The organism is Flavobacterium sp. TC780, from assembly GCF_056783245.1.
Genome location: NZ_JBXBAV010000104.1, coordinates 1 through 21,430, shown reverse-complemented (window position 1 = coordinate 21,430; position 21,430 = coordinate 1). Strand labels below are relative to the sequence as shown.

Genomic DNA, 21,430 nt, shown 5'->3' with positions numbered 1-21,430 from the left:
AATACATGCTCCTGTTGTTGGCAAAGGGCAGGCATACCTTGTAATCTTATTTAACACATAGAAACATAGATTTTATGTGTCGTTAAAAAGAAAGCAAAAAGAAAAATATTTCTCTCACATAGCTAACTCTGTGCATTCAAAATAAGTGAAACGCCTATTTTTAAGAGTACAAAAACTATGTTTCTATGCGTTAAAAACAATTGTATATAACTCGCCATTATATAAATAAAAAAGCCTAAATGTTAATTCATTTAGGCTTTTTCTTTATTGATTAGCTAATAGTAAGTTCTTCTTTTTTTACGTTATTTCTGATTTCTGATAATGAGTGGTCGATTAATAATTTACCATCTCTAAAAACTTCTTTTAATTCTCCTTTACGTTCTTCCTCCCAAGAAACATTATCAGTTAATTGATACGCCATCTACTAAGTCAATTTTCATTAATCCTTTGGCAGATTTCTTAGTACCGTCATCTGTAATTGGGTCTTTAAAGATAGCTCTTCCTTCGCCGTTTACTTCACCGTAAGTTGCTTTCATTGCAAATCCAAATGTATCTCTAGTATTGTATTGATACGTAAACGAACCAATTCCTAGAACCACATTTGTAGAAGCAAAGCCTTTAGATTTTAATCTTTCACAAATTTGAGTTGCTCTGGCTACAGTAATACTATCACCGTATATTGCCCCAATTTGAGGTACTAATTCTTTATATCCTTTGCTATTTGTAGTTCCTCCAAAAACGTCCCAGATTAACTCAATAACACCTTTCTTTTCTTCTGTTTTCCCGTTTGGATTACCACAAATAATATCAACAGGATCTCCACTATCTGCTTGATTTACCTACTTTTCCTTCTTCTAAACAAATCTCCTTTTAATCGAGGCAAATAATCCGTTAATACCTTCCACAAATCCCAAGTATCTGCAATGATAGAAACGATCCCTTTAGGGTACACTTCGCAAATCAATCTCTTAAATGTATCATATTCCCCTTCAGTCGTCCCCATACACATTACTGAATGCTCGGTTGCAGCTACTGAACCAGCAACTAACTCAACATCTGAATTAGCATTGTAATACTCCTCTAAAAAATCAATTGTTGGAATAGTATCAGAACCTGCAAAACTCAATAAATGTCCTGCCGAAGATGTTACAGCCGCTTCTATCCCTCCCATGCCTCTCATAGAGAAATCATGTCCTTGCCAATCTACAAACTCTGGAACTGACGAAGTTTCTTGTGCGTATTTATCAAGTACAATTCTGTACAACTGTTTAGTAATTTGTCGGGAATAAAAGAGTTGTACACTACCAAACCACTGCTGAAAGCAATGTTTCGAAAATGTTTCTTGTTAACCAGAAAAATTCTGGTATTGTATTGTACATCGTAAACATAGGAACACGAACAGGAACGCTTGCTCCTTCTGGCAATGCTTTAAAAACCATCGGGATGTATCCTAAATCGTGTAAATCTTCAATATGTTTTGTTCCAACTAAGTTTTCTCCTAAATAGTTATTAATTCTTCTTGCATATTTTTTCACAACCTCTTCCTTTGGCTGTTTAAAAAAGTATAAATCAAAATCCTGAATGATGTACTTTTTGATAAAATATTGCAATCCGAAAAATACTACCTCATCAACTCCTTCAATTCTAGATTTTCTTGGTGTCCAATTAGAATACACTAATGTTGTTCCTGTTGGATATTGTCTTCTGTGGTCAACTTTATAACCATCTGTTAGTAATAATGGGTTCATGGTTTATTATTTTAATTTATACGTTTAATTTCTTCCTTTTTCGTTCGGATATAATTCCTGGACTATATCGCTTTGCCAAAATGTTTTTGTTTCAATATCTTATACAGGATAATTTTCCATGAAAAGCAGCTCCTGTATCTATATTCCAAACATTACAACCCTGCATAGGAACTTCGATATTATAATGTAAGGTCGGTGTATGACCTATGTATATTTCTTCGTAAAGCAATAATCTTTTGGGATATGAAAGTGAATCTTTTTTATTCGCTTGTCCATTGTCAAAGCCATTTCCCACAATGTTCTATCCCAAGAATAATTACTCGAATAATGTTCTTTTTCTGGACGATGCATTGAGGAAAATCCTGGATCAATAAGTGATTTTGCTCATCGATATAATAATCTTTCATGCTTTCAAAAAAGAACAAATGCTCCACTATTTTCTCAGAAGTAAAATCTTCATAGCTTTTTATAGTCGCCGTTCCTCCGTGTTGCAACCAAATATTATTTGGCTTTCCTCATTGTAACCACTCCTGACACCAAATATCATGATTCCCTTTAATAAATATACAACTATGTGTTTTATTCAATTCGATAAGAAAATCAATTACTGCTGCAGATTCACTCCAACCATCAAACATAATCTCCTAAGAAAATCAATCTATCATTTGCATGGATATTGGTTCGCCCCAAAAGCTGAATTAAAGCTCTTAATCCGCCATGAATATTCCCAATTACCAAAAAAGATCTTTTCATGATTAAAATTCTATATATTTTGCAGGCACTTCATCCGTTAACCAAACATTGTTTTCAGACAAATAAAATTTAAATCCGTCTTAATGGCATGGCTCCATCCTAACGCTTAAAATCTGCGGAGCTCCTCCTGCCTACCTTAATAGCTGTTTCTCTATCTTGACTGAGATGTACGTGTTGACGACTCATTTTCTGAAGTCCTTTTTTGATGCTTTCCATAAACTTCCCAACTGTTCCATGGTACAAAAACTCCGAAGGTTCTGCTTCATTCAGATTTAACTCAACCGAAATTGAGTGTCCCTGACTTGCTCTTATTTTAGTTTTATCTTCATTAAAAGCAAATCTTTTTTTATCATTATTTTCTACTACATAATCCAGAAGTTCTGAATTTAATGTATTCCCATTTTTCGAGCATTTTGCAATCAATTCTTCTACATCTGCCCAACCATTCTCATCTAATTTTAAATTTATGGTTTCTGGCGAATGTCTAAGTACTAAACTCAGGAATTTGCTAATGCTTTTTGCTGTTTTTTCATTCATAATTTCTATGAAATTTTTAATTTTCTAATAATTCCCGATAATTTTGATAACTCTCCTCTTCAAAACAAACAAATATTACTTTATCTATTTCTGAGATTTTATCAAAACATTTTACTGTTTTTATTGCAATTTCAGCCGCTTTATCCTTTGGAAAACGATAAATCCCTGTGCTAATTCCAGGAAAAGCAATTGTCTTGATCTTATTTTGAACCGCTAATTCTAAACTGTTTTTATAGCACTCAGATAACAACTTCGACTTTTCTTCCTCATCTCCATTCCAAACTGGACCAACGGTATGAATTACATATTTTGCTGGCAAATTTCCTGCTGTTGTAATTACAGCTTCTCCAACTTTGCAGCCTCCTTGTTTATTTCGGATTTGAACACATTCGTCTAAAATAGCTTTTCCTCCTTTTCTATGAATAGCTCCATCAACTCCACCTCCACCTAATAAAGAAGTATTAGCAGCATTTACAATTGCATCAACATGAATTTCTGTTATATCTGTTTTCAAATTTCTATTTCCATAATCTAATTATTTCAATTCATCCCTAACTTCCATCAAAGCAAATCCTAATAAATTTAAGCCTTTCCACTTCGCTGGATTCATAACATCTTTATGATCGCTCGCCATTCCTATACCCCAGATTGGATCAACTGGGCTTGCTTCTACTAAAACTCTATCCTTTGTATTTATCAGAAATTCTTTTAGGTTCTTATTCTGACTGAACTTGTAAAAATTCCCTTGTCGAACAATCTCGTATCTATTTTCTAACCAAACAGCATCATCATAATTTTTGACTTCTCTACCTAACTTTTTGGCTTCGGCAGGAGAATTGGCTTTAATTATTTTCTCTAAAACCTCTTTATCGTTAAACAATTCGGCTTTCTTGGCCATCATCCAGTGTTCTGCCGTTTTGTAAATCACTTTATCCACTTCAAATGAACTTAACCACCACTGACTAAAACAAGTTTTAGAAATACTTCCATCTTTATTTGGCTGATGTCCCCAAAAAAAGAGATATTTATTATCTTGGTTTTCTGCTATGAGTTTTTCTACACTATACTTCATATCAATTCACTTAATTGTATAACTTCTACACTTTCTCCTTCAAAATCTTTGAAAGAGTTTGTTGTGAATATTTTATCGAAACAACTTAAAACCTCAAAACCTTTATTGAAAATTCCGTGGCTTACCGCTAAATATAATTTTCCAGCATTTTTCTTTTTAATTCTTCAGCCAATCCTACAAAAGTTCCTCCACCATCACAAATATCATCCACAATAAGACAATCCATTCCTTTTAAGTCTTCTTCATAAACTTTAAAACCAGATAATCTTCCTGTTTTTACATCACGGCTTTTACTACATTCTACAACCTCAACTCCTCCTAAAAATTCAGAAACTTTGTAGATTTTTTTCAACGCTCCACCGTCTGGAGAAATCAATTTTACATTGCTTCCTATTGTTTTTATCACTTTTTGGATAAAAGTATGATTCGGAATTACATCACAATTGTTTACCAAAGCTGGAGTAACTTCAGAATGCGCATCAAAAACAAACACTTTGTTCAATTGCATTGCATTTATGATATCTGCATAAACTTTTACTGATAATGGTTCTCCTTTTATCATGACACGATCTTGTCTTGCTGCTGGAAAATAAGGAATAAACAAATCAATAACTTTTACGTCCATCCTTCTTAATGCGTCAACAGCTAAACATAATAATCCAAAATCGTTGAATGAATTTAATCTATGTGTAATTGTTATTTTTTGATTGACATCAAAATCAGGATTAATCTTGATATGTGGTTCTCCTCCTGAAAAAATGAAACTTTTAAAAATCTATTTCTTTTTGTCCTGGAAATGGTCTGAAATTTGGGTCTAAATTAAGTATCATAGTTTTTTTAGTTTGCGTTAATTATACGCAAATATACATTTAATATTTTGTTCAACAATTATTTTGTGTAAAAATTACGCAAACTTTATTTCAAAGTGAAAACCTTCTTTCAATAAAGCACTGTATTTCTGCTGATTAAACTTAAATAATTTTGCAGGTCTTCCTGTTTTATTAGGAGAGAAATTATCTGTTTCTTGGATAATCCCGTAACTTAAAATCTTTTTTCTAAAATTTCTTCTGTCTATTTCTTTCTCTAAAATCGTACAATATAAATTCTCTAATTCTGAAAACATAAACTCTTCGGGCAATAAATCAAACCCAATTGGTTCATAAGTAAGTTTAGCTTTTAAACGTTCAACCGCTTTATTTAAAATCAAATTATGATCAAATGCCAAAGCAGGAATAGCATCTACTTTAAACCATTGTGCATTATCGGCATCAGAATCGGCTTTGATTACTAACTTCGAAGGATCTACTAATGCAAAATACGCTACAGAAATAACCCTGTTTCTGGGATCCCTGAAAACATCATCGCCGAAAGTAAATAATTGCTCAAAGTGTGTAACCGTAATATTAGTTTCCTCTTTTAACTCTCGTTTTACTGCTTGTTGCAATGACTCATCATTTTTTACCAAACCACCAGGCAAAGCCCAATACGATTCTTGAGTTCCAAATTTTTGTTGAATTAAAAGCACATATAATTGATTGTTTTGGTATCCAAAAACAATCGCATCAACAGCAACTCTAATATTTTGATTATCTATCATAACTCTAATGCGTAAAATTTACACAAATATAACTAGTATTTGTACTGATTAAGATTTAACCTCTATCAAATATAAACATAAGTGATTATCATTTTAAAACCTCCTTTAATTCTGTAGCAATAGTTTCAAAAATAGGACTCAAGTTACTGTTTTTTCCAGACAATAAGAAAACATCTATACCAGGCATTTCTTTACTATTCCATAGTAGCTTTAACTTATTTTCCTGAATCAATTCTTTTGCATTACAATCCCATGTTATTCCAATTCCACTATTTTTAGAAAGCACCCTTAGCATTTCACTTTCATTAGGAATAATATAATTGGCCACCATAGATGGTCTTTTTTTATTAAAAACACTTAACCAAAACAATTTAATATGCGGAATTCGAGCATCATGACTATACCATTTTTGCTCATTAAGCCACTGCTCTATTTCAGATAATTTTTTAGATTTTAATTTTAACTTGAATTCATTTGTTACAAGCTCTGGTGATGAAACCATAACCAATTTAATTTTTCAACAATTTCGTATATCGTATCAAACGTATCAAACTGCTTGGTAATAATTGCAAAATCAAGTTTCTTATTATCAACTAACTCAAAAAGTGTATCATTATCATGAAAACTAAAATCTATAAAATCGAATTTAGAAATCAGAATACTTCCTAAACTAGCAAATAAATTTTTAGAAATCCCAACCGATATTAATCGATTGGCATCAGATGCTTTTGCCCGAAAGCCATTCTCTACATTTTCAAGGCGATCAAGAGCATCGATAATCAGATTATTAAGTAACTTAGCGTAGTCCGTTGGCTCGACTCCTTTTGACTTTCTGTTAAAGAGCTTATAACCAACGTGTGCTTCTAACATTGATATCTGCTGACTAACTGCAGGTTGACTTATAAAAAGCTCTTTGGCAGCCAAAGAAAAATTGCCGTTTTTATATACCGATTTAAACGTTCTGTACCATTCTAAACTAACCATGATATAAATATATTTATCACAAACATAATTTATTTTATTTTTACTAATACCACAATTACTCTAATTTTGTATCAAATAAAATACCTTATGAAGAAAATCGCCCTATTTGTTATTATCGCATTAACTATAAACTGCGCAAAAACTACTGCGCAAAAAGTAAATAAAAAACATATGAAAAAAGTATTATTTGTTGTCACCAGCCATGACAAGCTGGGTAACACAGGCGAAAAAACTGGATTCTGGACAGAAGAACTTGCCGCTCCTTATTATGCGCTTGCAGATAAAGGAGTTGAGATAACTATAGCAACGCCACTTGGTGGACAGCCTCCTATAGATCCTAAAAGTGCTGATCCAGCATCGGCAACTGAAGACACTAAACGATTTGATGCTGATAAAGTTTTATTAGAAAAATTAAAAAATACCATTAAATTATCTGATGTAAAACCTGCCGATTATGATGCTGTATTTTATCCTGGCGGACACGGTCCTTTATGGGATTTAGCCGAAGACAAAAATTCAGCGGCATTAATTTCGGCATTTTATACTCAGAATAAACCTGTAAGCTTTGTTTGCCATGCTCCTGGCGTTCTTAAAGACGTGAAAGTAAATGGTGATTATTTAGTAAAAGGAAAAAAAGTTACTGGATTTTCTAACGCCGAAGAGGAAGCTGTAGGTTTAACCAAGATAGTCCCGTTCTTATTAGAAGATGCATTACAAAAAGATGGCGCCATTTATTCTAAAGGACCAAACTGGGAACCATATGCCGTTGAAGATGGATTATTAATTACTGGGCAAAATCCTGCATCATCAAAATTGGTTGCTGAAAAATTATTACAAAAATTAACTAAATAAGATTCTAAGGCACTAAGGTTCTAAGTTGCTAAGACTTGAAAAACTTAAAGACTAAGTATTGCAGTAAATATTAACAAAAAAGGTGTCGAGTTACTAAGATTGGAAAAACTTAATAACTTAGTAACTCAGCATCTCAGAAACTTAAAAAAAACTATGTTAAACTTTGAATTATACAATCCGACAAATCTAGTTTTCGGAAAAGGACAAATTGAAAAATTAAAAGACCTTGTTCCTCAAGGAGCAAAAATATTATTGGCTTATGGAGGTGGAAGCATCTTTAAAAACGGAATTCACGAACAAGTAATCAATAATCTTAAAGGTTTTGATATTGTTGAATTCGGCGGAATTGAGCCAAATCCACATTTCGAAACTTTAATGAAAGCTGTTGCAGTTATTAAAGCCGAAAAAATCGATTTTATTCTAGCTGTTGGTGGCGGATCTGTAATTGATGGAGTAAAATTTATTTCGGCTGCAGTAAATTTTGATGGAAATCCGGTTGACATCCTTCAGAAACGTTTGTTGATTAAAGAAAATGCTGTACCATTCGGAACCGTTCTAACGTTGCCTGCAACTGGAAGTGAAATGAATTCAGGTGCTGTTATAACTATTGAAGCTACTCAGGAAAAATTAGCTTTTGGTGGTAGTGCCTTATTTCCAAAATTCTCTATTTGTGACCCAACTGTTATTGCTTCTTTACCAAAAAGACAATTACAAAATGGTGTTGTAGATGCTTACACTCACGTAATGGAGCAATACTTAACTTATCCTCATGAAGGATATCTACAAGATAGAATTGCTGAAGGTATTTTACAAACATTAATAGAAGTTGGCCCAAAAGTAGTTGAAAACCCTACTGACTATGCACTGGCTTCAAACTTTATGTGGAGTTGTACTATGGCACTAAATGGATTAATACAAAAAGGAGTTCCAAGCGATTGGGCAACACACATGATTGGTCATGAATTAACTGCTTTATATGGCATAGATCATGCTAGAACATTAGCAATTGTTGGTCCTAGTTTATATCGTGTGATGTTTGAAACCAAAAAAGGAAAACTAGCACAATACGGAAGACGTATTTTTAACCTAACAGGTTCAGATGATGAAGTTGCAAAAGAAGCTATCAACCAAACAGTGGCTTTTTTCCACACTATGGGAATGGATACCAAACTATCTCAATATACAGATGACTATAATAAAACAGCCGATTTTATAGTAAATCGTTTTGAAGAAAGAGGTTGGAAAGGTTTAGGAGAAAACCAATTGGTTACTTTAGATAAAGTAAAATCAATTGTAGAAATGAGTTATTAAGTTTCTCAAAATAGAAATAAAATAGAAAAGGCGTTCTTAAACTTATTTAAGGACGCCTTTTCACAATACTAAAACAAAACTAACTAACTCAATTTGTAAATTCATTTTTTAACTAAAATTCTAATTCTTAAACTACTACAACGTAAGAATCAATAACTTATTGTGTGTATTGTAGAAAAAATTATTTTTTATTATTGAACCCAAAATCAGTACATTAATTGGGCTCTTTTTTGTGTTATTACTGCATTATTAAGTACTTTTGATGAAAATTAATAATTAAATGAGCGAAAATTTAAAATTTGCAGTTATCGGTGGTGGAAGCTGGGCAACTGCCATTGCAAAAATGCTATGCGTAAACCTTTCTGAAATTTCGTGGTACATGCGTAATGACGCTGCTATCGAACACATTAATAAATACAAACACAATCCGAATTACTTAAGTTCGGTAGAATTTGATACTCAAAAACTAAAACTTACCAATAATATAAATGAAGCGGTTGAATATGCAGATTATATTATTTTTGCAATTCCATCAGCTTTTTTACATGCTGAGCTAGAAAAACTAACAGTTTCATTAGAAAATAAGATTGTCTTCTCAGCTATTAAAGGTATTGTTCCTGAAACGAGCTTAATTGTTGGTGAACATTTTCATATAAAATACGACATCCCATATTATAACATTGGTGTAATTACTGGTCCTTGTCATGCCGAAGAAGTTGCGCTTGAAAGATTATCATATTTAACAATTGCATGTGGTGATCCGAGCAAAGCCAGTATCGTTGCTAAAAACCTATCAGGAAACTATATTAAAGCCAAAATCTCTGATGATATTATTGGCACTGAATATGCTGCAATGCTTAAAAACATTTATGCAATAGCAGCTGGAATTGCACATGGTTTAGGCTATGGCGACAATTTCCAATCGGTTATCATGAGTAATGCCATTCGTGAAATGAAGAAATTCATCAAAAAAGTGCATAAAATGAAACGTAACATTAATGACTCAGCTTACTTAGGCGATTTATTAGTTACAGGATATTCTGTTTTTTCAAGAAACAGAATGTTTGGAAATATGATTGGAAAAGGATACACTGTAAAAAGTGCTATGATGGAGATGAGCATGGTTTCTGAAGGTTATTATGCAACCAAAAGCGCTTACAAACTAAACCAAGGCTACGGTGCAAAAACACCAATTATAGATGCCGTTTATGCTATTTTATATGAAGGCAAAGATGCTAAAACTGTTTTCAAGAAACTTACTGATGTATTAGATTAGTATTTAGTTACGGTTTTCAGTTTCAGTAAAAACAGCAAAAAGAGTCCAAGAAATAATTAAATTATTTCTTGGACTCTTTTTTTATAGAAATTATATTTTACATTTTTTAAAAACTGTAACAACAAACTATTTCACCATAATTCCTTCAACGAATAGAATTGGCACTTCTTCAGAAAAATCTTCATGAATAGAATGTGCTTTGAAAATAAACTTCTTATCATATAAAGTATTACCGATAAAATAAGTAACCATGAATTCGTTGTTTAAAGTCAACAGGCTTTTTTCTACCATTTCAATTTTTACAACTGAAACTGCTGGAACTTCAACAAAAGCATGACGCAAAAGTGACGTTTTTTTCATTTCGCCATCGATTGTTCCAAAAGCTTTTGAAACCACCATTACACTATCAATATTAAAATCACTATCATTTATAAGATAAGCATACCACACTTTCTCCATAAAATCGTCGCTCCATTCTTGAACAACTGCCAAAAATACATTTTCTACTTCTGGAATAATTATATCCTTTTTCATATTAGTCTAAACTTATAAAATCATAAAGTCGAAAATTCCATACTTTGAAACTTTCGACTTTATAACTTTCAACTTATATTATATATTCGATTTGAATTGCTCTAAGAATCGAACATCATTTTCGTAAAACATACGAATATCTCCAATTTGGTACAACAACATTGCAATACGCTCTACTCCCATTCCAAATGCAAAACCATTGTATTCTTCTGGATTTATATCACAATTTTTCAAAACGTTTGGATCTACCATTCCGCAACCACCAATTTCTAACCAACCCGTTCCTTTAGTGATACGATAATCAGTTTCAGTTTTTAATCCCCAATAAATATCGATCTCAGCACTAGGCTCTGTAAACGGGAAGTATGATGGACGTAACCGTATTTTAGATTTCCCGAACATTTCTTTCGTAAAATAAAGCAATGTTTGTTTTAGATCAGCAAAAGAAACATCTTTATCAATGTATAGTCCTTCTACCTGATGAAAGATACAATGTGAACGTGACGAAATGGCTTCGTTACGAAAAACACGCCCTGGAGAAATAGTACGAATTGGCGGTTTATGATTTTCCATATAACGCACCTGAACCGATGAAGTATGCGTACGCAACAACACATCAGGATTTGTTTGTATAAAAAATGTATCCTGCATATCACGTGCCGGATGGTATTCCGGAAGGTTTAATGCCGTAAAATTATGCCAGTCATCTTCGATTTCTGGACCTTCGGAAACGTTAAAACCAATGTTTGCAAAAATATCTATAATCTGATTCTTCACGATTGATATCGGATGACGAGAGCCAATAATTATTGGTTCTGCAGCACGAGTTAAATCTCCGTAAATCCCTTTAATTTCTTCTTTACTCTCTAAAGCTTCAACTATTGTTTTTACTTTATCTTCCGCAGCAGTTTTTAAAGCATTTATAACTTGTCCAAATTCCTTTTTCTGGTCATTTGGCACAGTTTTAAATTCAGCAAAAAAATCGTTTAAAACACCTTTTTTTCCAAGAAACTTAATACGGAATGCTTCTAATTCTTCCTTATTTTCTGTTGAAAAAGCTTGAGCTTCCCCAATATATTCTTTTATCTTATCTATCATTTCCATTCCATAATTGAGATTACAAATTTAAGTAATTTGTTTTAAGTTTAATATTTAAAATTTAAAGTTTCCTATTCCTCCAAGAGTTTTACCCTAATACCATTTTAAACTACACAAATAAAGTTCAGTCTAAAAGCAAATTCGATAAAACCCAAGAAACAATTCACTCTAATAATACTCAACAAATGAGCAATTTAAAATTATCTTATCAAGCTAATTTTACTTTCTATTTCTTTCACTCTTTCAAGCCAAAAATCTATTCCTTCCTGATTCTTAATAATTTCTTTTTTAGATTTAGATGAAACTTTACCTAATTCATGCCAATTTTTTTGATAATCTTTTTCTTTTTCCTGCTTATTAGCTGGCTCTGTTCTTGAACGCCAAAAATCAATATTCTTAAGATATTTCTCTTTTAACTGTTCAAAATATTCCATTAATTTTTCTTTCGAATTAGGAATGTAGCCAGGCCCACTGCATCCACATGAATGGAAAGTAATTCCGACTGAATATAGACTTTTTAAATGTTCCCATTTTTTTACATCATCTTTTTTAGGTGATTCAAAATCAAGTCCCATATTAGCCATTAATTCCCCACATTCTGGGCACTTTGCTTCCTGAACAGATTTCTCTCCTCTTCCTATATCATACATCAATCTTCTTTTAAATGTTTTTCGACAATTAAAACAAGCATAATGCGGCTTATAGGCAACCATTGCATATCTACACATTCCTTTCTAGTTTTCAGTAGCAGTGTCCAGTGTCCAGTCGCAGTTTACAATTTAGCACACGCTGAAAACTGCGACTGCGACTGAATACTAACAAAACTAATCAATAAGCTTTCTTTCTAAAAAATAATTTACAATTGCTTCTTTCATTAAAACTGATTGTTCTCCAGCTTTTAATGGTGGTAATTCTTCTTTTACCTTATAATGTGGCCAGCCTTCTTCGTCAAAAAATTCAAATTCATAAAAACCATAAGGCTCTAATAACCTACAAATAGCGATATGCATTAGGTTTAATTTTTCATCTTTTTTAAATTCACGATGTAATTTTCCTAACTCCTGTACCCCTATTAAATAAATTATGGAATCTAAATCAAGGTTTTCTCCTTGTGAAAATTGATCAGAAAGTATATTTACAAGCTGTTCCCAGCGTTCTTTAAGTTGTGTGTCTCTTGACATATTTATATTGTTGATTATGGATTAATGAATTATAAATTCAAAAGTCATAAAATTTAGTTTACAAAGATACGGACTTCAAATCCAAACACCTTAAAAAATTAAACGTATAGACTCATAGATTTAACGCTATAAAAAGGAATCATTTAAGACAATACTTTTGTCTACTGATCCCTAAAAATCAAAAACATCAACATTTTAAGCCTCTGAACCTTTGCATCTCTGAACCTAAAAAAACAGATAATTCTTTTATATTTGCGCATTCATTAAACAAAAATTAAGAATATGAGTTTTTTCGATATGATTTTAGGTGCTTTATTGATTTTTGGTTTGTACCAAGGCATCAAAAATGGTCTTTTTGTAGAGGTTGCCTCTTTTATATCTCTACTATTGGGAATTTATTTAGCAATTAAATTCTCGTCTTTAATGAAAGAAATTATCATGAAACATGTTTCATGGAATCCAAATACAATTCAGATTACAGCATTTATATTGACATTTATTTTAGTGGTTATTGCTGTCTATTTATTAGCTAAATTTTTAACCGGTATTGCCGATTTTGCTCAATTAGGATGGCTTAACAAATTAGGGGGAGGTCTTTTTAGAATTCTAAAAACTGTTTTGATTCTGAGTATTATTTTTACTCTTTTTGAAAAAATAAACTTCAACCATACTTTTGCAAAAAAAGAAACCTTAGATAAATCAATATTCTATAATCCAATACAGAAAGTAGCTAGTTTTATTTATCCTTCAATAGAAAACTGGTATGATACCTTAAAGAAAAGCAGTGTTGAGAAAGAATCTGAAACAACCGAATAAAAGATCTTTTCTTACATAACAAAGGTTGTCTTTTATACAAATTTAGATTTTAGAATAAACACATAAGGGTATAAAAAACAGCCAAATCCATCTTTTATTTCTTAAAGCTTCAACAATAATACATCTAGATTCTACAATCCAAAACTTTGCATTATCTTTGCAGATTATTGAAGAGGTGCACGGCTTTACTACACCATAGATTTACAACAAAAAAAACACTTAAACTCGCATAGAGAATTGACATAATAAACAATGAAAAAGATACGTAACTTTTGCATTATTGCACACATTGATCACGGTAAAAGTACACTTGCTGACCGTTTGCTTGGCGCTACACAAACCGTAACTGCTCGTGAAGAAAAGGCCCAATTGCTAGACAATATGGACTTGGAGCGCGAACGTGGAATTACCATAAAAAGTCACGCAATACAAATGGAGTACACTTATAAAGGAGAAGAATACATCCTGAATTTAATTGATACTCCAGGACACGTTGACTTTTCATACGAAGTTTCTCGATCAATTGCTGCTTGCGAAGGAGCGCTATTAATTGTTGATGCGGCACAAAGTATCCAAGCTCAAACCATATCAAATTTATACTTAGCATTAGAAAACGACTTAGAAATTATTCCAGTTTTAAATAAAGTTGATTTACCAAGTGCAAATCCTGAAGAAGTTAGTGATGATATTATTGATTTATTAGGATGTAAATTAGAAGATATTATTCATGCTTCTGGAAAAACAGGTTTTGGTGTCGAAAATATTTTGGCTGCCATTATTGAAAAAATCCCACCTCCAACAGGAAATATTGACGAGCCATTACAGGCTTTGATTTTCGATTCACATTACAATCCGTTTCGTGGAATTGAAGTTATTTTCCGAGTGAAAAATGGAGAAATTAGAAAAGGGCAAAAAATTAAATTCATGGCCACTGGAAATGAATATTTTGCTGACGAAATTGGAACATTAAAATTAAATCAAGTTCCTAAAAATGTAATTTCCGCAGGTGATGTTGGTTACTTAATTTCTGGAATTAAAGAAGCCAAAGAGGTTAAAGTTGGAGATACTCTAACTGATGCTAAAGTCCCTACAACTAATATGATTACCGGTTTTGAGGATGTAAAACCAATGGTATTTGCGGGAATTTATCCTGTAGATACTGAAGATTATGAAGATTTGCGTTCTTCTATGGAGAAATTACAATTAAATGATGCTTCGTTAGTTTTTACCCCTGAAAGTTCTGCAGCTTTAGGATTTGGTTTCCGTTGTGGATTCTTAGGAATGCTTCACATGGAAATCATTCAGGAGCGTTTAGAGCGCGAATTTGATATGACTGTAATTACTACAGTACCTAACGTTTCGTATTTGGCTTATACCAAAAAAGAACCAGAAACGGCTTTTGTAGTAAACAATCCATCAGATTTACCAGAGCCTTCAAAACTAGACAGAGTTGAAGAACCATATATTAAAGCAACAATTATTACAAAAGCTGACTTTGTTGGAAACGTAATGAGTTTGTGTATCGAAAAACGCGGTCAAATTACCAATCAAACCTATTTAACTACAGAACGTGTAGAATTAAATTTTGATATGCCATTAGCCGAAATTGTATTCGATTTTTATGATCGTTTAAAAACGGTTTCTAAAGGTTATGCATCTTTTGATTACACTCCGATAGGAATGAGAACTTCTAAATTAGTAAAACTGGATGTTCTTTTAAATGCACAAACTGTTGATGCACTTTCTGCATTGATTCACGAAGACAATGCTTATAACATCGGTAAAAAAATGACCGAAAAATTACGTGAGTTAATCCCAAGACAACAATTTGACATTCCGATTCAAGCTGCAATTGGAGCTAAAATTATTGCTCGTGAAACTATAAAAGCGTTACGTAAAGACGTTACTGCAAAATGTTATGGTGGAGATATTTCGCGTAAGCGTAAACTTCTTGAAAAACAGAAAAAAGGTAAAAAACGTATGCGTCAGGTAGGAAATGTAGAGATTCCTCAAGAAGCTTTTATGGCTGTACTTAAATTGAATGACTAGTTTTTTTTCTTTAGACGATAGAATAAAGAGAATAGAATATAGATTGAACCCGATGACGAAAGTTGTCGGGTTTTATTGTTTTCTATCGCTAAGAATTTCAAAAACCTTAGTAACTTAGCATCTCAAAACCTTAGTGCCTTAAAAGAAAAAAATGCTCGACGAAACCCCCAAACGATTTGACCGAATTGTAGCTATTCTTATCCAATTACAATCTAAAAAAATTGTAAGAGCACAAGAACTAGCCAATCGTTTTGAAGTAAGTCTAAGAACAATTTACCGAGACATCCGTACTCTTGAAGCTTCTGGAGTTCCAATTTATAGTGAAGCAGGGGTTGGTTACGCCTTAATGGAAGGTTATCGTTTACCTCCAATAATGTTTACCAGAGAAGAAGCTAGCAGCTTTATCGCAGCCGAAAAGCTCATGCAAAAATTTACTGATACGGCTTTAGGAAACCATTATGCTTCGGCTATGTATAAATTAAAATCCGTTCTTAAAAGCGATGATAAAGATTGGGTTTCTACAATTGAGTCAAGTGTTTTGATGCAATCTGCAGAAAAACTTTTTAATGATAAATCACCAAATACGTTAGCATTTCTTTTTGAAAGTATTGCCGAAAAAAAGCAAGTTCTTCTTTTTTATCAAGCTTTAAATTCAGATGAAATTATAGAAAGAAATATTGAACCAGTTGGTATCTTTCATGATAACAACAATTGGTATGTTATAGGATACTGTCATTTACGAAGGGACTACCGACAATTTCGAACAGATCGCGTACATGGAATAAAAAAAACAGAAAAAGATTTTACATTAGAACATGATTCTCTTGAAACTTATCTGAATAAAAATGAAACTATCTCAACTGACCAAAGTGCGTATTCTGATTGATAAAAAGATAGCGAGATATTTATCTCACGAAAGAAAATACCATGGTTTCATCTCCGAAAAAGTAATTGATGATCAAATCGAAATGACTTTTATGTGCCGTGATATTGAAAACAGCTTTCCACGCTGGTTCTTAATGTTTGGAGATTACGCTACAATCCTGGAACCTGAAATATTGAAAACGAGAACTTTAGAGTTATTGGAGTTAACAGACAAAGACTTTTATAAAAAAAGCTTCTAAAATGAGATTTCATTTTAGAAGCTTTCAATTCTTATTAAAATTAGTAATCCCTATTGTTGTGCATGCACAACATTATAAAAATTATAATCTGTATTTGATGCATCTGTAATACCAATATTGCGTCCGATTGTAACTATTTGCCCTCTGTGATATGTACCATGATTTACAACTTGCACTAAATAATCACATATTGGTAACTCACATTGAAACCAAGGGTTCTCAATTTTAATTTTTCTGGACAATTCTTCTTCTGATAATGATTTGATAAATTCAGACAAACGAGCTGACCTGTTTACCAATCCTTCTAATATTTCTTTAGTTATCAATTCTGTATTTTCTCTTTTATCAAATTCTGAAGTTTCTGCTATTACCGAATACCAATATTCTTCGGTTGCCCAAATATGATTGAGTGTTTTGATAATACTTGAATAACTTGAAGCTACTTCTTCATGAAGCAATTTGTCTGATTTTACAGAAAGCCAATTAACAAATTGTTGATTTACCCATAAATTGTAGTCAGCATAATTTGTCATTATTTTTTTTAAGCTCATACTAATTTGTTTTTAGTTTTTCTGAATAAGAATTGATTTTTAAAATATAATTTGATTGATGATTGAACGAATTATTTACTTCTAATTATCTTTCCCAGAAAAAAGGAGGTTCAACACCCAAAGCACGCAGATAAACATATCCTTGTCCTCTGTGGTGTACTTCATTATCTATAAAATATAAGATGTTCTGAACGATCGGAAATTCATATTGCCCAAACAAATTAAAGGTTTCATTAAAATCTTCAATGGTTAATTTCTCCCAATTCTGATTAATTTCTGCTGTAGATTCGTCCCACTTTTCAAGATATTGTGCTTTAAAGATTAATTTTTCTTCTCCTTCTTTAAAAGGTTGACTCTCTCTTTCTACAATATTTTTTAGAGCTGGTGCTGCAATGGCCAAAAGTTCATCAGCTAACTGAGAAAAAGTACGCATCCCACCAATAGAAAATTCAAAAAAGTCTTTTTCAGGAAACAATTCAATTACGCGACGTGTTAATGCGCGATGACCTTGCCAGTGTTTTAATAAATCTTCTGGAGTAATAACTTGTGCTGCTAGTGTTTTCATAATTTTAAAAGTTTGATTTTTTTTATTACTTCAAAAGTAGATTGAGTCGGTGACAACAGTTTGTCAGTAGTAATTTTATTTTTTAAAATTATTTCAAAATAAAAACATAAATCATTGTTTTACAAAAACATACATGCAAATTTACATATATTCTCTCTTTAATAAAACTTTATATTGACATAAAAATGCAAAAAGGCAAACAAATTCTACCTAAAACAAATGCCCCTCATAAATGGGCTTCTTTTTAATTAGACAAAACCTTTACAACTTGTACCTTTACAACTTAGAAATTTAGTACCTCAACAAAATGATTGAAATAAAAACCCACAACGTACCAGCATAGCGCAATTAGGCGAATTTGGATTAATTGAGCACTTAACACGAAACTTTGATGTTACTCAGGAATTACTTTAAAAAGTATCGGCGATGATGCAGCTGTATTAGATTTTAAAGACAAAAAAGTAGTTGTTTCTACCGATTTATTAATTGAAGGTGTGCATTTTGACTTGGCCTATATGCCTTTAAAGCATTTAGGCTACAAAGCTGTAGTAGTAAACATCTCTGATATTTGTGCTATGAATGCCAAGCCAACACAGATAACTGTTTTGTTGCTGTTTTCTAATCGCTTCCCTCGTAGAAGCCCTAGAAGAATTATTTGCAGGTATTACGCATGCTGCCAAGGAATATAATGTAGATGTAATTGGTGGTGATACTACCTCATCTCAGAAAGGATTAATTATTAGCATTACCGCTATTGGTGAAGCCGATGAAAATGAAATTGTATATAGAAATGGTGCCAAACAAACCGACTTATTAGTTGTTACTGGCGACATTGGGGCTGCCTATATGGGATTACAGGTTTTAGAAAGGGAGAAGCAAGTTTTTCAGGAAACCCAAACTCTCAGCCCGATTTAGAGCTTACACCTATTTAATTGAGCGTCAATTAAAACCTGAAGCTCGTAAAGACGTTCGTACTTTATTGCACGCTCTTGAGATTAAACCAACATCTATGATTGATATTTCAGACGGATTATCTTCTGAAATTATTCATTTGTGTAAACAATCTAAAGTAGGCTGTAATTTATACGAAGACAAATTACCACTAGATCCACAATTTATAAGTGTTTGTGAAGAATTTAATATCGACAGCACCACTGTGGCAATAAATGGTGGAGAAGATTATGAATTGCTTTTTACTATTGCTATGGAGGATTTTGAAAAAATAAAAGCAAACCCAAATTTTTCAATTATTGGCCATATGACACAAGAAAGTGAAGGCATTCACCTAGTAACACGTGCTAATACAAAAATTGCCTTAAAAGCTCGTGGATGGGATGCTCTAAGCGAATAATTCTTATATCTATTCTATAAAAAAAGACATCTTTTAGATGTCTTTTTCATTTTTACTAAAATAGTTTTTTTTACAAAAGCCCCTTAATCCTGGCTTGTTTAACCAAATCATCCCCTGTTCCTTCATTTACATTTAGTAATCCTTTCAAATTATCTATTCTTCTTATCGCTGCTTTTAAAGATATAGGAATATAATGTGGAATTTCATCTGTTTTGGTTCCTTTAGACAAGTGAAAATAGAATTTGCTCATCAATCTGATCAATTTCTATCGAAGTCTTTGGTGATTTTTCCAACATTTCTATAACCGACTGGCTATAATAAGTATTGTTTTTCATTACTTTATCAAAAGCAAAAAGCAGTTCATCAAATGTCAGATCATTTTTTATGATTAAACCTTTAGGCTTTATTGTTCTAATAATTGTTTTTATCTTAAGCAACTCCGTATACATAGTCAGCAAAATTATTTTACAATTTGGCATATGCTCCATAATTAGCTTTGCTAAATCTTCTCCTGAAATATATTTCCTTTTCTTCATAGGCTGGCATACTATATCTAAAAATGCAATATCAAAACTTGCTGTTACTGGATCTATGATAATTTCATAACCCGACTTACAATCTTTGGCCTGAGTAATTAAAAAATCATACTCCTTAGGTTTATATCTCGTAATTGCATTTTTATACCCTTCAATTATAAAAGGGTGATCATCCACTATTAGTATGTTATTTTTGGTTATTTCTTCAATATTTTTATCAATTGTCATCATTGTGTAGGTTAATTTTTTGATCAATTGGAATTTTAATTACTATAATTGTTCCATCTACTTTATTAGATTTTATATCAACAGTCCCATTACATTCTTTAGTTCGATAAAAAATATTCTGCAAACCAATTCCTTTTTTTGTCCTATGTACATTAAAACCTACACCGTCATCATTTATTAATAAAGACAAATGATTCACCTCATTTTTGAGTTCTATTTTTATTGTTTTTGCATGTGCATATTTATTACAATTTTGCAATGCTTCCTGAATAATTCATAGAAATTTATCTTAATAGAGTTACTCACCAAATCCCATCTAATACTCGAATCGATACTTGAAATTAATTTTGTGTCAAAAGTAGCTTTTTGATTCTCCAATAACTTATCTACAATTGCAACAAAATTATTAATCAATTCTGATTTCTCTTTGTTTAAATCATGTGAAATTTCACGAATGTCTTGTTCAATCTCTCTTAAATCTAACAAATATTTTTTTCGCTTCACAGCAGCACTCGCATCATCAATTTTATCCAAGCTATCTAAACTTATCCTAACTCCAAACATTCTGCCCAAAATCCCATCATGTAAATCCTGAGCTACCTTTTTCTTCTCTTTAATCCTTATCGCTTCAATTGTATTTTGCTGTGAAATCATCAAATTATAAATATCTTCATTTGCAATTTGCTGCTGTTGCTTAAAAAGTAACTCTCTATTTTTGGCTTTTTGAGTCAAATATGCATAAAAGAAGAGTCCTAATAAAGTACATATACTAAAAACATATATCAAAGTTCTGTTTTGTATATTTAAACTCGTATTTTCATCTTTTATTTCATTTGTTTCATATTCTATTGAGAATTTCTCTCCATCTTTCTTTCTTCCTTTTGCAGTTTTTCGTTTATCTGAATATATTCTTTTGAATAAAGCGATGCCTTTACAGGATCTACAAGAGCTATTTGTCTTAGGGCATCTAAAATGTTCCTCAATCTATTTGAATTCCGAGATAAGCTAAGTGCTTCTTTAGAATATTGTATCGCTTTTAAAGTATCATTCTTATAAAAAAAATACTCCGATAGATGCATTTTATTTAATATTATCCCCGAAGTTAGATTTAGGCTATCTCTTATCTTTAATGCTTGATAAAATTGACCTGGAAGCCCATTAGATTCATTTAATTTAAATTTAGAATAGGCTAGATTGAGGTGTCGTCCTAACAACAGGAGCATGTATTAACCTTAGGAATACCAACCGAACCAGTAGGTTAACATAA

23 protein-coding genes and 5 pseudogenes are annotated in these 21,430 nt (G+C 32.0%); 8 read left to right on the top strand and 20 right to left on the bottom strand.

Features of this window, described 5'->3' with window-relative positions; translation table 11 throughout:
• Positions 1 to 271: 271 nt before the first annotated feature.
• From AC1RYN_RS11450 to AC1RYN_RS11410, 9 genes and pseudogenes are all read right to left on the bottom strand, one after another.
• Positions 272 to 1,748 (bottom strand): annotated as a pseudogene (locus AC1RYN_RS11450) (nicotinate phosphoribosyltransferase).
• A 24-nt stretch (positions 1,749 to 1,772) separates the two neighbouring features.
• Positions 1,773 to 2,501 (bottom strand): annotated as a pseudogene (locus tag AC1RYN_RS11445) (metallophosphoesterase).
• Positions 2,502 to 2,503: 2 nt separating this feature from the next.
• Positions 2,504 to 3,038: pseudogene (locus tag AC1RYN_RS11440) on the bottom strand (RNA 2'-phosphotransferase).
• A 16-nt stretch (positions 3,039 to 3,054) separates the two neighbouring features.
• A complete protein-coding gene (locus AC1RYN_RS11435) occupies positions 3,055 to 3,552 on the bottom strand; it encodes an O-acetyl-ADP-ribose deacetylase (RefSeq protein WP_481807058.1) in 498 nt (165 codons plus the stop codon).
• 21 nt (positions 3,553 to 3,573) lie between these two features.
• Positions 3,574 to 4,110, bottom strand: a complete 537-nt coding sequence (locus tag AC1RYN_RS11430) for an NADAR family protein (RefSeq protein WP_481807057.1) — start codon at positions 4,108 to 4,110, stop codon at positions 3,574 to 3,576.
• Positions 4,107 to 4,940 (bottom strand): annotated as a pseudogene (gene prs / locus AC1RYN_RS11425) (ribose-phosphate diphosphokinase). Before prs ends, AC1RYN_RS11430 begins: the two are co-directional and overlap by 4 nt.
• A gap of 74 nt (positions 4,941 to 5,014) precedes the next feature.
• Positions 5,015 to 5,707, bottom strand: coding sequence for an NUDIX hydrolase (locus AC1RYN_RS11420; protein ID WP_481807056.1), 693 nt, complete (start codon positions 5,705 to 5,707; stop codon positions 5,015 to 5,017).
• 88 nt (positions 5,708 to 5,795) lie between these two features.
• Positions 5,796 to 6,209, bottom strand: coding sequence for a hypothetical protein (locus AC1RYN_RS11415; RefSeq protein WP_481807055.1), 414 nt, complete (start codon positions 6,207 to 6,209; stop codon positions 5,796 to 5,798).
• Complete coding sequence (locus AC1RYN_RS11410; protein WP_481807054.1) at positions 6,185 to 6,691, bottom strand: LysR family transcriptional regulator; 507 nt, start codon at positions 6,689 to 6,691, stop codon at positions 6,185 to 6,187. The genes AC1RYN_RS11415 and AC1RYN_RS11410 overlap by 25 nt, the downstream gene beginning before the upstream one ends.
• Positions 6,692 to 6,778: 87 nt before the next feature.
• Between AC1RYN_RS11410 and AC1RYN_RS11405 the strand changes: the two genes are divergently transcribed.
• From AC1RYN_RS11405 to AC1RYN_RS11395, 3 genes are all read left to right on the top strand, one after another.
• Positions 6,779 to 7,543 carry a type 1 glutamine amidotransferase domain-containing protein gene (locus AC1RYN_RS11405; protein ID WP_481807053.1) on the top strand — a complete coding sequence of 255 codons (765 nt, stop codon included), beginning with the start codon at positions 6,779 to 6,781 and terminating at the stop codon, positions 7,541 to 7,543.
• 153 nt (positions 7,544 to 7,696) lie between these two features.
• Positions 7,697 to 8,854 (top strand): iron-containing alcohol dehydrogenase, encoded by a 1,158-nt coding sequence (locus AC1RYN_RS11400; protein WP_481807052.1) that lies wholly within the window; start codon positions 7,697 to 7,699, stop codon positions 8,852 to 8,854.
• 280 nt (positions 8,855 to 9,134) lie between these two features.
• Complete coding sequence (locus tag AC1RYN_RS11395; protein ID WP_481807051.1) at positions 9,135 to 10,130, top strand: NAD(P)H-dependent glycerol-3-phosphate dehydrogenase; 996 nt, start codon at positions 9,135 to 9,137, stop codon at positions 10,128 to 10,130.
• 126 nt (positions 10,131 to 10,256) lie between these two features.
• On the opposite strand, the gene AC1RYN_RS11390 is transcribed toward AC1RYN_RS11395, so the two are convergent.
• The 4 genes from AC1RYN_RS11390 to AC1RYN_RS11375 form a co-directional block, all read right to left on the bottom strand.
• Positions 10,257 to 10,664, bottom strand: a complete 408-nt coding sequence (locus tag AC1RYN_RS11390; RefSeq protein ID WP_129540516.1) for a hypothetical protein — start codon at positions 10,662 to 10,664, stop codon at positions 10,257 to 10,259.
• A 78-nt stretch (positions 10,665 to 10,742) separates the two neighbouring features.
• A complete protein-coding gene (pheS, locus tag AC1RYN_RS11385; RefSeq protein ID WP_481807059.1) occupies positions 10,743 to 11,762 on the bottom strand; it encodes a phenylalanine--tRNA ligase subunit alpha in 1,020 nt (339 codons plus the stop codon).
• Positions 11,763 to 11,962: 200 nt separating this feature from the next.
• Positions 11,963 to 12,412 (bottom strand): hypothetical protein, encoded by a 450-nt coding sequence (locus tag AC1RYN_RS11380; RefSeq protein WP_481807050.1) that lies wholly within the window; start codon positions 12,410 to 12,412, stop codon positions 11,963 to 11,965.
• Between the two features lie 174 nt (positions 12,413 to 12,586).
• The gene (locus AC1RYN_RS11375) at positions 12,587 to 12,943 is read right to left on the bottom strand and encodes a hypothetical protein (protein WP_129540515.1); all 357 of its coding nucleotides are present in this window, start codon (positions 12,941 to 12,943) and stop codon (positions 12,587 to 12,589) included.
• A 282-nt stretch (positions 12,944 to 13,225) separates the two neighbouring features.
• Here AC1RYN_RS11375 and AC1RYN_RS11370 point away from each other — a divergent pair, with 282 nt between their 5' ends.
• The 4 genes from AC1RYN_RS11370 (at position 13,226) to AC1RYN_RS11355 (ending at position 16,932) form a co-directional block, all read left to right on the top strand.
• A complete protein-coding gene (locus AC1RYN_RS11370) occupies positions 13,226 to 13,759 on the top strand; it encodes a CvpA family protein (RefSeq protein WP_481807049.1) in 534 nt (177 codons plus the stop codon).
• A gap of 252 nt (positions 13,760 to 14,011) precedes the next feature.
• Positions 14,012 to 15,808 carry a translation elongation factor 4 gene (gene lepA / locus AC1RYN_RS11365; protein ID WP_129540513.1) on the top strand — a complete coding sequence of 599 codons (1,797 nt, stop codon included), beginning with the start codon at positions 14,012 to 14,014 and terminating at the stop codon, positions 15,806 to 15,808.
• 151 nt (positions 15,809 to 15,959) lie between these two features.
• Positions 15,960 to 16,694 carry a helix-turn-helix transcriptional regulator gene (locus AC1RYN_RS11360; RefSeq protein ID WP_481807048.1) on the top strand — a complete coding sequence of 245 codons (735 nt, stop codon included), beginning with the start codon at positions 15,960 to 15,962 and terminating at the stop codon, positions 16,692 to 16,694.
• A complete protein-coding gene (locus AC1RYN_RS11355; RefSeq protein WP_481807047.1) occupies positions 16,654 to 16,932 on the top strand; it encodes a WCX domain-containing protein in 279 nt (92 codons plus the stop codon). The genes AC1RYN_RS11360 and AC1RYN_RS11355 overlap by 41 nt, the downstream gene beginning before the upstream one ends.
• 50 nt (positions 16,933 to 16,982) lie before the next feature.
• Here the strand turns inward: AC1RYN_RS11355 and AC1RYN_RS11350 are convergent, their stop codons facing one another.
• Entirely contained in the window at positions 16,983 to 17,483 is a 501-nt protein-coding gene (locus AC1RYN_RS11350; RefSeq protein ID WP_481807046.1) for a DinB family protein, read from the bottom strand.
• An 85-nt stretch (positions 17,484 to 17,568) separates the two neighbouring features.
• Entirely contained in the window at positions 17,569 to 18,048 is a 480-nt protein-coding gene (locus AC1RYN_RS11345) for a DinB family protein (protein WP_481807045.1), read from the bottom strand.
• Between the two features lie 339 nt (positions 18,049 to 18,387).
• On the opposite strand from AC1RYN_RS11345, the pseudogene thiL reads away from it, so the two are divergent.
• A pseudogene (thiL, locus tag AC1RYN_RS11340) lies at positions 18,388 to 19,399 on the top strand (thiamine-phosphate kinase).
• Positions 19,400 to 19,469: 70 nt separating this feature from the next.
• Here the strand turns inward: thiL and AC1RYN_RS11335 are convergent.
• The 5 genes from AC1RYN_RS11335 to AC1RYN_RS11315 form a co-directional block, all read right to left on the bottom strand.
• A complete protein-coding gene (locus AC1RYN_RS11335) occupies positions 19,470 to 19,628 on the bottom strand; it encodes a hypothetical protein (RefSeq protein ID WP_481807044.1) in 159 nt (52 codons plus the stop codon).
• A complete protein-coding gene (locus tag AC1RYN_RS11330; RefSeq protein ID WP_481807043.1) occupies positions 19,621 to 20,166 on the bottom strand; it encodes a response regulator in 546 nt (181 codons plus the stop codon). The genes AC1RYN_RS11335 and AC1RYN_RS11330 overlap by 8 nt, the downstream gene beginning before the upstream one ends.
• Positions 20,153 to 20,422, bottom strand: coding sequence for an ATP-binding protein (locus AC1RYN_RS11325; RefSeq protein ID WP_481807042.1), 270 nt, complete (start codon positions 20,420 to 20,422; stop codon positions 20,153 to 20,155). Before AC1RYN_RS11325 ends, AC1RYN_RS11330 begins: the two co-directional genes overlap by 14 nt.
• Entirely contained in the window at positions 20,383 to 20,895 is a 513-nt protein-coding gene (locus AC1RYN_RS11320; RefSeq protein WP_481807041.1) for a sensor histidine kinase, read from the bottom strand. The genes AC1RYN_RS11325 and AC1RYN_RS11320 overlap by 40 nt, the downstream gene beginning before the upstream one ends.
• A 113-nt stretch (positions 20,896 to 21,008) precedes the next feature.
• Positions 21,009 to 21,386 carry a hypothetical protein gene (locus tag AC1RYN_RS11315; protein ID WP_481807040.1) on the bottom strand — a complete coding sequence of 126 codons (378 nt, stop codon included), beginning with the start codon at positions 21,384 to 21,386 and terminating at the stop codon, positions 21,009 to 21,011.
• Between the last annotated feature and the right edge of the window lie 44 nt (positions 21,387 to 21,430).

Bases quoted from the DNA above. Each gene is read 5' to 3' on its own strand.
- AC1RYN_RS11430 (WP_481807057.1), bottom strand. From the start codon at position 4,110: ATGAAGTATAGTGTAGAAAAACTCATAGCAGAAAACCAAGATAATAAA.
- AC1RYN_RS11420 (WP_481807056.1), bottom strand. From the start codon at position 5,707: ATGATAGATAATCAAAATATTAGAGTTGCTGTTGATGCGATTGTTTTT.
- AC1RYN_RS11415 (WP_481807055.1), bottom strand. From the start codon at position 6,209: ATGGTTTCATCACCAGAGCTTGTAACAAATGAATTCAAGTTAAAATTA.
- AC1RYN_RS11410 (WP_481807054.1), bottom strand. From the start codon at position 6,691: ATGGTTAGTTTAGAATGGTACAGAACGTTTAAATCGGTATATAAAAAC.
- AC1RYN_RS11405 (WP_481807053.1), top strand. From the start codon at position 6,779: ATGAAGAAAATCGCCCTATTTGTTATTATCGCATTAACTATAAACTGC.
- AC1RYN_RS11400 (WP_481807052.1), top strand. From the start codon at position 7,697: ATGTTAAACTTTGAATTATACAATCCGACAAATCTAGTTTTCGGAAAA.
- AC1RYN_RS11395 (WP_481807051.1), top strand. From the start codon at position 9,135: ATGAGCGAAAATTTAAAATTTGCAGTTATCGGTGGTGGAAGCTGGGCA.
- AC1RYN_RS11390 (WP_129540516.1), bottom strand. From the start codon at position 10,664: ATGAAAAAGGATATAATTATTCCAGAAGTAGAAAATGTATTTTTGGCA.
- pheS (WP_481807059.1), bottom strand. From the start codon at position 11,762: ATGATAGATAAGATAAAAGAATATATTGGGGAAGCTCAAGCTTTTTCA.
- AC1RYN_RS11380 (WP_481807050.1), bottom strand. From the start codon at position 12,412: ATGTATGATATAGGAAGAGGAGAGAAATCTGTTCAGGAAGCAAAGTGC.
- AC1RYN_RS11375 (WP_129540515.1), bottom strand. From the start codon at position 12,943: ATGTCAAGAGACACACAACTTAAAGAACGCTGGGAACAGCTTGTAAAT.
- AC1RYN_RS11370 (WP_481807049.1), top strand. From the start codon at position 13,226: ATGAGTTTTTTCGATATGATTTTAGGTGCTTTATTGATTTTTGGTTTG.
- lepA (WP_129540513.1), top strand. From the start codon at position 14,012: ATGAAAAAGATACGTAACTTTTGCATTATTGCACACATTGATCACGGT.
- AC1RYN_RS11360 (WP_481807048.1), top strand. From the start codon at position 15,960: ATGCTCGACGAAACCCCCAAACGATTTGACCGAATTGTAGCTATTCTT.
- AC1RYN_RS11355 (WP_481807047.1), top strand. From the start codon at position 16,654: ATGAAACTATCTCAACTGACCAAAGTGCGTATTCTGATTGATAAAAAG.
- AC1RYN_RS11350 (WP_481807046.1), bottom strand. From the start codon at position 17,483: ATGAGCTTAAAAAAAATAATGACAAATTATGCTGACTACAATTTATGG.
- AC1RYN_RS11345 (WP_481807045.1), bottom strand. From the start codon at position 18,048: ATGAAAACACTAGCAGCACAAGTTATTACTCCAGAAGATTTATTAAAA.
- AC1RYN_RS11330 (WP_481807043.1), bottom strand. From the start codon at position 20,166: ATGATGACAATTGATAAAAATATTGAAGAAATAACCAAAAATAACATA.
- AC1RYN_RS11315 (WP_481807040.1), bottom strand. From the start codon at position 21,386: ATGCTCCTGTTGTTAGGACGACACCTCAATCTAGCCTATTCTAAATTT.